At 40.8% G+C, this 13,777-nt stretch carries 17 protein-coding genes; 3 read left to right on the forward strand and 14 right to left on the reverse strand.

Annotated elements, in window-relative coordinates; genetic code table 11:
- Window positions 1-85: 85 nt before the first annotated feature.
- Both RCG24_RS13290 and RCG24_RS13295 read right to left on the reverse strand, forming a co-directional pair.
- Window positions 86-607 (reverse strand): hypothetical protein, encoded by a 522-nt coding sequence (locus RCG24_RS13290; protein WP_308077233.1) that lies wholly within the window; start codon window positions 605-607, stop codon window positions 86-88.
- Window positions 608-784: 177 nt separating this feature from the next.
- On the reverse strand, window positions 785-1,417 hold the full coding sequence (locus tag RCG24_RS13295) for a nitroreductase family protein (protein WP_308077234.1): 633 nt from the start codon (window positions 1,415-1,417) through the stop codon (window positions 785-787).
- A gap of 135 nt (window positions 1,418-1,552) precedes the next feature.
- Between RCG24_RS13295 and RCG24_RS13300 the strand changes: the two genes are divergently transcribed.
- Complete coding sequence (locus RCG24_RS13300) at window positions 1,553-1,900, forward strand: winged helix-turn-helix transcriptional regulator (RefSeq protein ID WP_308077235.1); 348 nt, start codon at window positions 1,553-1,555, stop codon at window positions 1,898-1,900.
- A 44-nt stretch (window positions 1,901-1,944) separates the two neighbouring features.
- Here the strand turns inward: RCG24_RS13300 and RCG24_RS13305 are convergent, their stop codons facing one another.
- The 12 genes from RCG24_RS13305 to RCG24_RS13360 all read right to left on the reverse strand — a co-directional run bounded on the left by RCG24_RS13305 (window position 1,945) and on the right by RCG24_RS13360 (window position 10,564).
- A complete protein-coding gene (locus RCG24_RS13305; protein WP_308077236.1) occupies window positions 1,945-2,964 on the reverse strand; it encodes a pirin family protein in 1,020 nt (339 codons plus the stop codon).
- Window positions 2,965-3,105: 141 nt separating this feature from the next.
- On the reverse strand, window positions 3,106-3,333 hold the full coding sequence (locus tag RCG24_RS13310) for a hypothetical protein (RefSeq protein WP_308077237.1): 228 nt from the start codon (window positions 3,331-3,333) through the stop codon (window positions 3,106-3,108).
- Window positions 3,320-3,469 (reverse strand): PilW family protein, encoded by a 150-nt coding sequence (locus RCG24_RS13315; RefSeq protein ID WP_308077238.1) that lies wholly within the window; start codon window positions 3,467-3,469, stop codon window positions 3,320-3,322. The genes RCG24_RS13310 and RCG24_RS13315 overlap by 14 nt, the downstream gene beginning before the upstream one ends.
- Window positions 3,470-3,654: 185 nt before the next feature.
- On the reverse strand, window positions 3,655-3,876 hold the full coding sequence (locus tag RCG24_RS13320) for a type IV pilus modification PilV family protein (protein WP_308077239.1): 222 nt from the start codon (window positions 3,874-3,876) through the stop codon (window positions 3,655-3,657).
- Window positions 3,877-4,327: 451 nt separating this feature from the next.
- The gene (locus RCG24_RS13325; protein ID WP_308077240.1) at window positions 4,328-4,969 is read right to left on the reverse strand and encodes a response regulator; all 642 of its coding nucleotides are present in this window, start codon (window positions 4,967-4,969) and stop codon (window positions 4,328-4,330) included.
- Entirely contained in the window at window positions 4,938-5,762 is an 825-nt protein-coding gene (locus tag RCG24_RS13330; protein WP_308077241.1) for a sensor histidine kinase, read from the reverse strand. Before RCG24_RS13330 ends, RCG24_RS13325 begins: the two co-directional genes overlap by 32 nt.
- A gap of 33 nt (window positions 5,763-5,795) precedes the next feature.
- A complete protein-coding gene (locus RCG24_RS13335) occupies window positions 5,796-6,518 on the reverse strand; it encodes an ABC transporter ATP-binding protein (protein ID WP_308077242.1) in 723 nt (240 codons plus the stop codon).
- Window positions 6,515-7,327, reverse strand: a complete 813-nt coding sequence (locus tag RCG24_RS13340; protein WP_202656041.1) for an ABC transporter permease — start codon at window positions 7,325-7,327, stop codon at window positions 6,515-6,517. Before RCG24_RS13340 ends, RCG24_RS13335 begins: the two co-directional genes overlap by 4 nt.
- A gap of 77 nt (window positions 7,328-7,404) precedes the next feature.
- Window positions 7,405-7,914: a nitrous oxide reductase accessory protein NosL gene (locus RCG24_RS13345; RefSeq protein ID WP_202656042.1), complete on the reverse strand. Its 510-nt coding sequence runs from the start codon at window positions 7,912-7,914 to the stop codon at window positions 7,405-7,407.
- On the reverse strand, window positions 7,911-9,188 hold the full coding sequence (locus RCG24_RS13350) for a right-handed parallel beta-helix repeat-containing protein (RefSeq protein WP_308077243.1): 1,278 nt from the start codon (window positions 9,186-9,188) through the stop codon (window positions 7,911-7,913). Before RCG24_RS13350 ends, RCG24_RS13345 begins: the two co-directional genes overlap by 4 nt.
- Window positions 9,189-9,439: 251 nt before the next feature.
- Window positions 9,440-9,859, reverse strand: coding sequence for a GNAT family N-acetyltransferase (locus tag RCG24_RS13355; RefSeq protein ID WP_308077244.1), 420 nt, complete (start codon window positions 9,857-9,859; stop codon window positions 9,440-9,442).
- A gap of 21 nt (window positions 9,860-9,880) precedes the next feature.
- Window positions 9,881-10,564: an MFS transporter gene (locus RCG24_RS13360; protein WP_202656045.1), complete on the reverse strand. Its 684-nt coding sequence runs from the start codon at window positions 10,562-10,564 to the stop codon at window positions 9,881-9,883.
- A 53-nt stretch (window positions 10,565-10,617) separates the two neighbouring features.
- Between RCG24_RS13360 and RCG24_RS13365 the strand changes: the two genes are divergently transcribed.
- Window positions 10,618-11,877 carry an ABC transporter substrate-binding protein gene (locus RCG24_RS13365; RefSeq protein WP_308077245.1) on the forward strand — a complete coding sequence of 420 codons (1,260 nt, stop codon included), beginning with the start codon at window positions 10,618-10,620 and terminating at the stop codon, window positions 11,875-11,877.
- A gap of 216 nt (window positions 11,878-12,093) precedes the next feature.
- Window positions 12,094-13,686 (forward strand): long-chain-fatty-acid--CoA ligase, encoded by a 1,593-nt coding sequence (locus RCG24_RS13370; protein WP_202656047.1) that lies wholly within the window; start codon window positions 12,094-12,096, stop codon window positions 13,684-13,686.
- The last annotated feature ends 91 nt before the right edge of the window (window positions 13,687-13,777 follow it).

The following is a 13,777-nucleotide window of genomic DNA, read 5'->3' on the forward strand; positions in this document are numbered from 1 at the left end:
TCGCTGATAAATCTTCTAAAATAAGAAAAAGACAGCGATTTTTTATGATCGATGTCTTTATGATCATTGTAGGATTATTTTTTTATTAGCTGCTTGATTCTTCGATCTTTTTTCCTCCAAGTTGGAAGCCAAAATTGCCACCGTATTTTCCTAACTTCCCACCTACATGTGCCCCAAGGCCGTGCCCTCCACCTAAATGTCCGCCGGCTTGAACACCAACGCCCTGCTGACCGCCTAATTGACCAGCCGCATGAAGACCAAGACCATGTCCTCCTCCCAATTGACCGCCGGCCTGAAGTCCAAGGCCATTCGGACCTCCTAAAGAGCCCATGGCATGTACATCCAGTCCCTGTCCGCCACCCAGTTGGCCGCCGGAATAAACCCCAAGCCCATGCTGACCGCCTAATTGACCGCCAATATTGTAGCCAACTCCATTACCGCTGCCTAAATGCCCGCCACCATAAACACCGCCATATTTGCCCCCAAAATACCAATGTCCCGGGGGAGGCGACCCGTAATAAATCTGTGGGTAGGAGTAAGTATATTGATAATATGACCGTGAATAGGGACTCGGTTGATACCCAAACATATTAGGTCCTGTTACCATCCGCAAAAACCTCCAATCTTCTTGATGATCTAGTCTATGCTTAGCTGACCAGACGTGTTAACGGCGCTTGACACTGGATAAAAGAAAAAAGCAGCCTATACCTTCAAAGCTGCTTCTGTTACTTTTTCAATTTGATTATTAGATGTTCGAGTGACCATATAAATGCTTCGGCAATTATTATTTATACTCCAATACATCTTTTAAAGGAATCCTTGTCGTTTTAAATGCGGGTGCTGCTGCTTTGCCTAATGCAATCAGGACAACCGGTTCATAGCGTTCCGATACAGCAAATCGCTGACTAAATTTTGCTTTATCAAACCCGCCCATTGGAACAGTATCATAGTCTTTTGCCTTTGCAAGCAGCATAATTTGCATCGAAACCAGCCCTGTATCAAAGAAGGCAATATTTTTGCGAATTTCTTCAGAGGCATGTGGATACGTACTATTAGCACTTTTGATTAACCGTTCCATATTGGCTTCATCCATGTACCCAGCCTCATTAGCACTCCGGTATACTCTTTCAATATTGCGGTACATTTCCTTATCAGCTAAAACGGCAATAACGGCTGATGATGTCTCCACCTGTTCCTGGTTGTTGGCAATTTCCCGCAGTTCCTTTTTCGTATTTTGATCATCAAAGACAATAAAGCGCCATGGCTGAAGATTACTTGAAGAAGGGGCAGAAATGGCTTCGCCTAAAATTTCTTCAATTTCCTGTCTTGAAATCTTAAAGTTAGGGTCGTATTTTCTAACTGAGTGACGTTCTTTTATCACATCAGATAAGCTTTTCATTGCTGTAGTGGTCATCATTTGTCTCCTCCACGCTTTTTTCTAAACTTACTATAAGTAAGTACAGAAACAAGCTTACTATTAGTTAGTTTATTCGTCAAGTTTCATTATTTTTAGTAAAATAGGATCAAGACTAAATTCTACGGAGGCTGTTTCATGGATGAGTGTTCGCCGAAAATGATCACCCCTAATGAGTGTCAGGGAATTTGCAAAGACTTCCACAGTACTATTGAATTCATTGGTAAACGTTGGGTTGGTGTGATTATTTATAGTTTGTTACAAGGACCCAAAAGGTATCATCAAATCTTGGCGGAAATCCCTGGCATTTCGGATCGGCTGTTAACAGAACGGCTACGAGATTTAGAAAAAGAAGGGCTAATTATTAAAAGGGTAGACAAAACTTCGCAAAAAAAGGTGGAATACGAATTAACATCAGCTGGGAAGGAGCTTGAAAAGGTTATTGCAGCCATTATGCATTGGATTCAGCAAAAAGGAAAAAGTTAATACCAGCAATTTTTTGCAAAAAAAGAAGCATGAAAATCCATGCTTCACGATCTTTGTTCTACTCTTCCATCGCCATGTTGGGCAAATCTTCCGGCACTGCGCTCGTTGACAGGATCAAGCCGTCCCCATGGCCATCCTCCGAATTGTGTTCGGCGATAGTCATTAAAGGCATCGCGGATTTCTTCCTCCGAGTTCATCACAAACGGACCATACTGGGCAACCGGCTCCTGAATCGGCTCCCCCTCAAGCAACAGAATATAAGCATCCTTGCTGCCATTGGTCATTTCAATCTCTTGGTCACCTGCAAGCTTTACACGATGGGAAGCCATAATGGTCGTGCCTTCTAACTGGATTTTTTCCCCTTGATAAAAATACATATTTCTGTTCAATGTTTTCGAGACAGCTGGCAGTTTAAACGTAGCCTCTGGCTCCATATGAATAAGAAAGATACTAACATGATGGTCAGGATCCTTGGCCCAAGAAGCAGGGGCTGGATCTAAACTAGTCTTGCCTAGCAGGCTTCCGGCAATGAGGCGAACGGTTGTCTTCTTCCCATTAGGGCTTGTTGGTTCCACTTCGGGGATATCTTCAGCCCACAGCATTTTATAATTCGGATTGGCTGATTTTTCTCTAGCAGCGAGGTTCAACCAAATTTGAAAAAGCTCAAGCGGGTTGTCCTTATCCTGATGGATGAGAGGGAACATTTCGGTATGAAGACAGCCTTTCCCGGTTGTCAGCCATTGCACATCGCCATTTCCATAGCGTCCTCTAGCACCAGTTGAATCAAAATGATCAACAAATCCTTCAAGAACAATGGTTACGGTTTCAAATCCTTTATGTGGATGGGCCGGAAATCCTGGAACAGTTGTACCATGATACATTCTAAAGCCATCTTTTACAGTAAAATCCTGGCCCAAATCCCTGCCTTCCAGCGATACGGCCGGCCCCTGCTGATCATTTCCGGCGGGATAAGCATCTTTATGATGCATAGTTATAAGAAAGGGATCTTCGGTCTCCCATTGAAATCCAAGCTTTTGGATTTTGAGAATTTTATTGTTTTCCATCTCTATGCTCCCTTTCAGCGATTTTTGATGATGTTGATTTGGAAATCCATTGTTACCTAGCGAACTCCATTAAAAAATATTTCAACACTCTTTAAGTTTAAAAGTTTCACACTTAATTAGCAAATCATCGAGAAAGAAATCTTATCTTTCATAGGTGGTTTCAAGCTCTTTCATCGTGAATTTAGCAACCGTTGGAATCCCAATCGGCGGATTTAACACCATCCCTTTATTATATATAATTGAAAGTCTTGATGTTGTTGGGACCAGTGAAGTTTGTCTTTCTTGAAAATAAAGCTTGTCTGATGACGGCCCAACCGAAAAAGAGTTTGCAAAAGGTTTATCTTTTGTTTTTCCCTTAGTAACATTCAATACCACCGGATTCCCGTAAACACCGCCATGAATTTTCAGATTTGATCCAATCCCAAAAAACAGTAATAAGGATGATTGAGGAAATCGCAAGTACCGCTAATAGTTCGACTAAAGTTACGCCACTTTGTCGTTTCATTTTCGAACATACCCCTCCAGTTGCGTTTTATTCTGTTCATTTTTTGTAAATACGGTTATTTTTACAATAAGGACGCGATTAGGAAGATCTGGATGTGGGATAACGATAACTTCTGCGGAATACCTGGATACGTCAGTTGAGGAGTCTAGTTGAAGTTCGTCGTTTATTTGTATCGACTTTGGATTTCAAAGATTTGAAGATAAAATGTCAAATCCCTTTGCTCTATATACATCTAAAAGATTTTGACAAAGCTGAATGGAAGAAAAACTTTTATCCATATGTTTATTTTGCTGGAAACTTTGAATAAAGTAAGAACTGACAAGCATAAGTAAAATCGTGGTAAGAACAATGGATGCAAGTACCTCGACAAGTGAAATTCCTTTTTCCTCCTTCAACATTCTATTCATTTAATCACCTGCTTGAATGATTTGAATTAAATGAAAAATAACTATATTAGTCTACTCATATATATTTTACCATTAAAAAATTCGACAAATTTGGCATATTCGTGACATTTATCACAGTTCGTTACAATTTAAAGTGAATAATCGAGGGGAAAGTTTTCTGCGTCTCATGTAAACTATTAATTTGAGAAATTTTTTTCATAAAAAAAGGAACATTCCCGAAAGAAGTTCCTTTTACTTAACAAATTTTTTTTAAAAAAATAGAATGGCTCAAGGAGTTACTGGAAAAGACGGACCCCACCATTAGCGAAATTAGTGAGGAGCTCGGATTCAGCGAACCTTGTAACTATACTAAAACCTTAAAAAATACGAAAATATAACTCCTTACCAATACTGGAAGTTGTTTTTCATCAAAATATAGTTCTTTAAAATGCTTTTATGTGCCCCTCCCCATTTAATTTGAGATATATTTAACCGCATAGGATGCCAGTTGTACTCTGTTTTCGAGACCAAGTTTATTTAGCAGGTGTTTGATGTGGTTTTTGACGGTGTTTTCGGCGATGTATAGTTTTTCCGCGATTTGTTTGTTGGTGAGCCCGTCTGAAACCAACAGGAGAATTTCCTTTTCCCTGGCTGTCAAGGTGCTGATTTCAGGGGTGTTCATTAAGTCGCGCTCTCTGAATTGGTATAAAAGTTTTCCGGCAAGATTCCTTGTAATGGTGTCGGAGCCGTCAACAATCGAGTGGAGATATTGCAGCCAATCGTCCGGCTCCATATTTTTCAACAAGTATCCCTGTGCCCCATATTGAATCGCTGTAAATAAATCACCAACGTTATCAGAAACACTGAGGATGATCACTTTAATCAAAGGAAATTTTTCTTTGATAATTTTTGTTGCCTCCAGGCCATTCATGACAGGCATTTCAATATCAATTAATAAAATATCAGGGTTCAGTTCTTCACATAGCTGAATTGCCTCTTTGCCATTTTTTGCTTGCCCAGCAATTGAGAAAAGATTGTCGTCTTCAAGAATCTCCAATATTGCCCGGCGTGCATGTGGATGGTCATCTGCGATTAACACTTGATAAGGCATCACGGTTTCGCTCCCTTTTTACGACGATGATGGTTCCATCGTCTAACTCAGAGATTATCTCAAGCTGGGCATCCATTTTCTGGGCTCTTTCCCTTAACATAACTAAACCATATCGGGTGCGCTCACTTTGGTTGGGCAAAAACCCTTTGCCATTGTCTTTGATCGTCATTGTCCAGCCTTCAGAAGTTGTCTGTAATTGTAAAAATGCTGTGGTTGCCTGGGAATGCTTGCGGATATTCGTAAACGCTTCCTGAATAATACTAAAAAGCTGTACCTCTTCCGCGGGGCTAAAGGATCCTTCTTCGGTTCCGATCGAAATCCTCGCCTCAATCCCTGACACGGCAGACCACTCATTAACCCAATTTTCAATTCGTTTTTGTAACGACGGCATTTCCCCGGGATTCATCCGTAAATTGTAAATCGCCTGCCTAACATTGGCATCGATCGAATTGAGCAACCCTTTTGCTTCTTCTATTTTTCCTTTTGATAGATTCACTTTCAGTAAAAATAACGTTTGCGCAATATTATCATGCAACTCTTTTGCCAGCCGTTCCCGTTCCTCATATACGGCTCGCATTTCCCGCTCCGATGCAATTCGTCTATTTTTTTTCGCAATAATATTAAACATCCAGGTTGAGAAGAAATACATAATCACTAATGTTAACAAGATAATCAAGTAGTTTCCCAAAGACATCGATAGTTTATGAAGGAAAACGCTATGCCTAAGAAGTTCAAATCCACCAATCAAGATAGCAGGAAGTAAAATTGTAATTACTTTCAACGTTCGGTAAGACATTGAAAACGCCACCTTCTAAAACGCTATATATATCTATTTAACCATAGATAGTTCTTTTTGCCGATAGCGGTTAGTCAAGTTTACCATCAGTTGTTCGGGATTTTGATGATTATTCACAATAAGTTCGGACATTTTACCCTGATCCATAAAGACAATTTGATCTGCGGCTTCTGCGGCAACGTCCATCATATGGGTGGAAAAAATTATGGTTGTGCCGCTGCTTTTTATTTTTTTCAGTAAATCAATGAATACATTAATCCAGTAGGGATCAAGGCCGTTTGTTGGTTCATCGAGGATTAGGACAGCGGGATGTGCCATCCATGCTTGGCCAAATAAAAGCCGCTGCCGCATCCCTTTCGATAAATGCTGGATTCGTTCATTCTGTTTTTCCTCCAGGCCGAGAAGTTGAATGACTTCTTGAACTCGGGTTTTGGCTACTTTTCTAAAGGCTGCATAAAAGGTGAAAAACTCGTTAACAGTTAAGGATTCTTGAGCATAAAATTCATCAGGCATATAGCCGATCAGTGAAACATATTTTTTACGATTGGTCAGTATGTCAACGCCATCAATCAGGATTTTCCCTTCATTTGGTAAGGAAAGGCCGGCAATCATATGAAGCAACGTACTTTTACCGGCACCGTTTCCACCGCATAAAGCGATGCACTGCCCTTCTTCAGCCGAAAGTGAAAGCGGGTAAAGTGCCATTTTGTGTTTAAAAAACTTGGCGACCTGTTTGATTTCGAGTCGGGCGGTCATGTCATTCTCCTCCGTTTCAAGCTGATTATGGCAAAGGTAAACAGCAGCAAAAAGTAAGCAAGCAGATAGAGAATCAAAAGAATGATTCCCGTGCCCGATTCAAATAAATGGACAACCGAATCATATGATTGCCCAAAAACAGCGCCGCTGTCCCAGCGAATCATCAGGAAAACACGAAAAAACTCGGCCGGATTGATGAACATCGCCAGCTTCATTAATGGTTCAATCAGTGGATACGGCATGAGTCCAAGAATGGCGATTAACGCCGTCGGCCAAATCATGATACCAAAAAACCAGGCCGCGACTGACAATGTGAATGCCTGCCACTTTGTTTTGACAAAGGTTCCAAGAAAAATACCCATCATTAAAAAAGCAAATATGAGCAATAAGGAAAACCAATAAATCCTGACCAGCCAGGCAAGCGATAACGGAACTCCTGTTATTAAACCAATAAGCATGCTTACACCAAAACTAAATGTAAACATTAAGGTTTGTGCCGTAAAAATACCGAGGAATTTCCCGCCTATGTAAGCAGCGATACTGACAGGATACGTGCACAGAAGCCGCCATTGGCCATTTTCCATTTCATTTGCAATCGAAAAGGAACCGTTCATCATCATAAACAGCGGTAATAAATACAATAAAATGTTGACAATCGTACCGCTTATATTGGTAAAGCCGGAAATGCCCATATTGTTTTTCTCCAGTAAGAATAATAAGGAAAAAACAATCACCCATAGGAAAAGAAAAGTATAAAAAGAGCGCTGTCTCGTCAATGTTTTCCATTCTGAAAACCATAGATTGATCATTGTTTGCGCTCCTTTCTTTATAAATAGATCTTAAACACATTTTTATTTAATAGGGAGAGAACTTGTCCCTCCGGCGATTAATGATTCATGTTCATGTTCATTTTTTTCTTCATTTCTTCCATCATTGCCTTATTTCGTTCCCAACTATGGCTGCCTAGATCGTCTGCAGTTAATAGTTCGCCGCTATTTTTGTCGATAAAGTCTTGGGCTGCTTTTTTATCGCCAAAGGCAATGACATTGTAGGCCATTGGCGTTTTAATCGATTTGTCGTAAACGAATGATGCTTTCTCCACCTCAAGCCATTTTTTAGTTTGATAGTCTTTGATAAAGGAATTACCGATTTTCTCATCCTTGTTTTCACTTTTCCATTTGTACATACAGCCGATATCATCAAATTTGAGCGTCTTTTCATTTTCGAGAATAATTTCTGATGCAAACCCGTCATCTTTTACTGCCATATGACAAACATCACATTTATCTGTTTTTTCATTGATGGCAGCAGGTTTATAGTCGGTTTTTCCACACCCGGCAATCAAAAACAGCAAAGAAAAAATAAGAACAGATTGTTTTACAATTGAAAACTTCATATTTTTTTCCTCCCAATATATAGTAAGAATAAACTTCCGGTAATCAGTAAAAGGCTTAACAGTAGGACAGATCGTTTTTCTGATTTCACTTGGACGTTTTTTTGCCAGTCAGATGTCATCAGTGGTTCTTGATCAGTGACCAGCATCTCATCAGGACTCTTGAGCATTTTTTGCAGTAAAACAAGGCCGGGATGCTGAAAAAACAACTGGTATGGCGGCGTTTCACTTGTCAGTGTCAGAAAATAAGGGTCAGCCTTAAAGGCGATGTTACTTTTGTGATTTCCATCCGTATCCAATGTTAAGGCACCGTCCCAGTAGTTATGCTGGATTTGATTTTCACGGCTGCTAGTTGCTTGGATAACGTTTACATTTGCGATGAAAGCATTCTCTTCCATTATCGTTTTAGTCATTTTTTTCATTTGTGTTCCAATAAAATTTGCCTCGACTTTGTTTTGTATAATCGTATTGCTGCTGGAATCTTCGATATACATTCCGAGACGATTGTGCGAAATCGTATTATCACGAATGTTGGAATGATGAACATCATACAAAAGCAGCCCCTGGGCATTCACATTTTGCTGATTATCAATCAACTGGTTTTCCTTAATCTCCGCGTATTTCACCCCCATAATCATCGCCCCAGTTACATTTTTCGTCGATGTATTTTGCTTTAGGGTAATATGATCTGAGAACATCACGTGGACTCCGTACCTTGAATGTTCAATAGAATTTTTTATTAAGGTATTATGATTGCTGTTTTCAAGGTAAATTCCGTCTTGGACATTTTTTATTTCGCATTGTTGGAAGAGGTTTTGCTCAGACTGCCAAAGGTCAATCCCATTTTCTTTGTGTTGCCCATGAATCCGGATATTTTCAAACTTGGATTTTTGGACATTTTTCAGCTTCAAAGCGATTTTTTCCGAAGTAACAGAAATATTATTAAGCTGGTGCCCACTGCCGCTAATGGAAATCGCTGCACTGTTCTTGCCGCTTAGACAATCTACGAGTTTGATGCCTCTCAGCGTGACTCGCTTTCCAGTAATGGTAATGGCGGGTTTGGATGAGCAGTTATGGATTATTACCTCTTCTGCCTCCACCACAACCGGCTTGTTTATGACAATCCGTTCACTATATGTACCTGCCTTTAACTTAACCACCCCTCCAACCGGGGCAGCATTAATTTGAGTTTGTAGAGAATTTTGCGCCCATGCCTCTTTTCCAAAAAACAAACTTACAAACACCAATACCAGCAGAATTTTGATAGAATTCTTCATCCATCACAACCTTCCTTTTTCCGTAAAGGTTATCTATATTTAGCGTAAAGGAAGGAAAGTTGGTTTCCTATGACTCGAATGGGCTATTTATTTTGAAGTTTTTATGAAGTGAAGTGAGCGGGAGCGGAGGGAGGATTTACTTGCGGTTAAGCTCGATTTACTTGCGGATGAAACCGATTTATCTTCGAAGAGGAACGGTTTCATCCATTAATAGGTATTCCATTTTAAAAAGTTAGCTGAATCAAAGATTCCTATTGGCCGCTAACTCTTCTCATAAAATGCAATGGACCCAATTTTTCGGTAAACCCCCACTTTTCATAGAATGGCCGCATTTCAGTTCGGCAATATAATTCAAAATGCTTTACCGACTTAAGTTTGGGGTGATGGATGATCTCATCCATCAAGCTCCTCCCCAGCTGTTGTCCGCGAAAACGTTTGTTGACCATCACATCGAAAATCAGAGCTTTATAGACAAAGTCAGTAAGAACTCTGGCAAATCCGATCAATTCTTGGGTGTCCACATCTATGAAACCAATAATAATATTGGAGTTTTCCACCATAGTCTCGATTTCTTTCCGCTCCCTCCCTTTCGTCCACCATTCCATTTGAAATAGATAGTATAAATCGTCTATTTGGCCGCTTGTTAGTGTTTCCACTTGAATATAGTTCATATTGCAACCTCCCATGATTTTTCATTTTAACTTCCATAAAAATGTCGCGCGGTACACGACAAACACTGCTGCGTTAAAGATTGCCGACATGAGAAAGATAGGTGCCGTGCCCCACTCATGAATAACCCATCCCGATAAATAGACAGTAATCGGCATGCCAATCCTAAAGAACGTTCCGGTGATCCCGCTGATCCTGCCGATCAGCTCGGGCGGTGTTTGTTCGAGCCTGAATGTATAGGCACAGACGCTGTAAAATGAGGTCGCCAGCCCGCTGATAAACAATGCTATAATTAACATGTAGCTATTGTATGAAAAAAACAGCAACAGATATGCAGCTGCATGAAAAATTGCCGACAAGCCAAACAATACGCCCAGACCCCATGACAGCCTCAATCTACTGGCCAACATGCTGCCTGCCATTCCGCCAATTCCGACAGCCGAGATGACAATTGCTACTTGTGAAGAGGCAAGGTGAAGATCTTCCTTTGCAAAAATAATGATCGTTGTTTGAACAACAGTAGCGGTTGCATTCAACAGCATGATAAACAGGGTCATCAGCCAAAGGGCTCTGTTGCCGCGGAATGATTTCCATCCTTCATGTAAGTCAGCCAAGAAACCAGAGACTTTCTGTCGTTGTTCGTCGGATGGGTGTGCCAGCCGGGACAGGATCAACAAGCTTAATAAATAGGCTCCAGCGGTAATCATGATTCCATGTATATGACACGATCGTTATTTACGATTATGCTTCTGAAAAGGCTATGGGCACACTGGCCCATTACTGGGAAGCTAACGAGAACAAAACAGAATGGACCTTCTTTTTAAAAAAAGGGATTCTATTTCACAACGGCAAGGAGCTTACAGCAACAGATATTAAGTACACATTCTCGTTGCTATTGCATCCTGATTTTGAGCAATTTTGGCTCGTAGAGAATATTCACTTTATCGAATGCTTAAATCGATATACGATACGCTTCCATTTATACAAACCAAACGAGCTGTTTTTGCAATTTCTCAGTTTTCCGGCGCTTTCGGTCATTCCTTCAGGAAGCACAAGTTACATCGGAACCGGACCTTTCAAGGTTCAAACTTATAACCCAAATTACATAGCTCTTGAGGCAAATCCCTCCTATTTTGAAGGCAGGCCTTTCGTCGACCGAATTGAGATCTTAAATGTCCCGAGAGAATACGAGAAAGAAATTTTAGCAGATCATACCAGTATTTTTGTTAACACTGGAGAAGGCAGCAACCATATTGGCGACCCGTCACATAAACTGATCAAGGGGACGTATGAAGGAAGTACTTTATTTACTTTCAATCTAGGGAAAAAGACCGTCCCGCAGCAAAACTTATTTTTCCGAAAAGCAGTCCATAAACTGATCGACAGGAAAAAATTGATTGCCGATCTCGGACCGCCGCGAATGATTCCTGCTGCTAACTTTGACATAAACGATTCACTGGAAATGACTTTTGAAAAAGTGGACGATGAGGAAATCCGGGTTTTGTTGCAGGCAGCAGGCTATCGGGGAGAATCAGTACAACTTTTCACGTACGACCGCCATCAACCAGATGCTGAATGGATCAAACAGGAAGCAGCCAACTATGGCGTTTCTTTTCATGTAACGATTCTCGGTTGGAATGAAATCCTTAAACAGGAAAATATCAATCAAGCAGACTGTATTTTGTTTGAAGCCGTTTGGGGAGAAAATGAATTATCGAAACTGGAACTCTATCAATCAGGCTTCAGCTTTTTACGGCAGCACCTCAATCAAGAAACAGCAGAGTTTATCGACAGGAACATGACGGAAATCATGGCTGCATCAAGGCGAGAGGATCGTTCCATCCTGTTTTCGGAAATTGAGTCCCGCCTGATAGAAACAAATGCGCTTGTGTTCCTCGTTCATAAAAACATTGAGTCAACCTTCCACCCCTCGATTAAAGGGGTACAACTAAATACCCGGGGAAATGTCGATTTTAAAACAATCTGGATCAAGCCGGATTTAACAGAAAAAGGAAAATGACATAAAATCCAAAAGTTGTTTAATGAAAATATTCAATAACACCTTTTTATTTATTTTTCTATCATTTAAGGGCGATTAAATACGGCTAAATTCGCTATAAAAATTGAATTATAGACAATTTTTACTATTATTAATAATTTTAGTATATTTTAGGCAAAAAGATATGATAAAATAACGTTTGAAAAATTCAAACTATTCTTTCGGGAGGGAAACAAGATGAATGTACCTTTAGTGTTGACGCAATTTTTGGACCGTGCTGTTTCATTGTATGGGGACAAGAAAGCTGTATATTGTGATACAAGAGCTTTTACATACCGTGAGTTGCAGGAACGGGTCAATCAGCTTTCTCATGGATTAAAAGCCTTAGGTATCACCAAGGGGGAACGGGTGGCTTACCTAGCACCTAATACAGTTGAAATGCTCGAAGGCTTTTACGGCGTATTTCAACTTGGCGCGATTATGGTTCCGCTCAATATCCGCTTAAAACCTGAAGACTATTTATTTATCCTGAATCATAGTGAATCGAAAGTCCTGTTTGTCGATCAAGATATTTATCACTTGATTGAACCGATCAAACAACGTTTAGAAACAGTTGAGCATATCATTGTTCAATATAAAGACGACAAAACAAATGAAACCGATTACGACAAGTGGCTAGCAAGTTTTCCGAAAACCTCGTTCGACCGCGAAGACCTTGACGAAAATGACGTTTGCAGCCTGCTTTATACAAGCGGTACGACCGGCAACCCAAAAGGTGTTATGCTTACCCACCGTAATAATTACCTGCATGCACTACATACCATGCACCATTTGCGCGTAACGGATCAGGATGTCTACCTTCATGTCCTGCCAATGTTCCACGTGAACGGCTGGGGCTCACCCTTCTACTATACAGCCAACGGGGCTACTCATATTTGCTTAAAAAAGGCTACGCCGGAAGCTATTTTTAATGCTATTCAAGAATATAAAGTAACCGTTTTGCATATGGCGCCAACTGTATTAAATTCCTTGCTGCAATATTATGAGAAAAACGTCCCGGAAATTGATCATGATGTACGGGTTGTCATCGCAGGCTCTGCGCCGCCGCCAGCGTTTGTAACCCGAGTAGAAAAGGAACTCGGCTGGGAGTTTATTCAAGTGTATGGGATGACGGAATCAACACCGCTCAGTTTGATTTCCACCATTCGTTCTGAACTTACCCACCTGTCCCCGGGAGAAAAAGCACGGCTGAAAGCGAAAGCCGGGTATCCAATGATTGGCTGTGATGTCCGTGTCGTGAATGAGCATGGTGAAGAAGTAGCCCACAACGGCAAAGAAATCGGTGAAGTTGTCACAAGAAGCCATGGAGTCATGTTGGGCTATTGGAAAAATCCCGAAGAAACGATGAAAACAATTCGGGACGGCTGGCTTCACACTGGAGATATGGGAACAGTTGATGAGAATGGCTATATTGATATCGTTGACCGTAAAAAGGATATTATCATCAGCGGCGGCGAAAACATTTCCTCTATAGAAGTTGAGGGGGTATTATATGAGCATCCAAGTGTCCTTGAGGCGGCAGTCATTGCAGCGCCGCACGAAAAATGGGGTGAAACACCGCATGCCTTTGTCGTATTAAGAGAAGGGCATCAAGTCAGTGAAGCGGATATCATTGCTTTTTCCCGGGAAAAACTAGCTCATTTCAAGGCCGTTACCGGCGTCACTTTCGTGAACGAACTGCCAAAAACAGCTTCTGGAAAAATACAAAAAGTTCACTTAAGAAACGAGTATTGGAGCAGCCACGGAAAGGAAGGCAGGTTTGTTAATTAAGCTTGCTGCCTGACATTTAGAAAGTTTAAAATAAGTTGAGAAAGAAATGGCCAGTTTCATAACTGCGCCATTTCTTTCTTACCTATTTGTT

The sequence above is a fragment of the Neobacillus sp. OS1-32 genome (assembly GCF_030915425.1).
Classification (GTDB): Bacteria; Bacillota; Bacilli; order Bacillales; family Cytobacillaceae; genus Neobacillus; species Neobacillus paridis.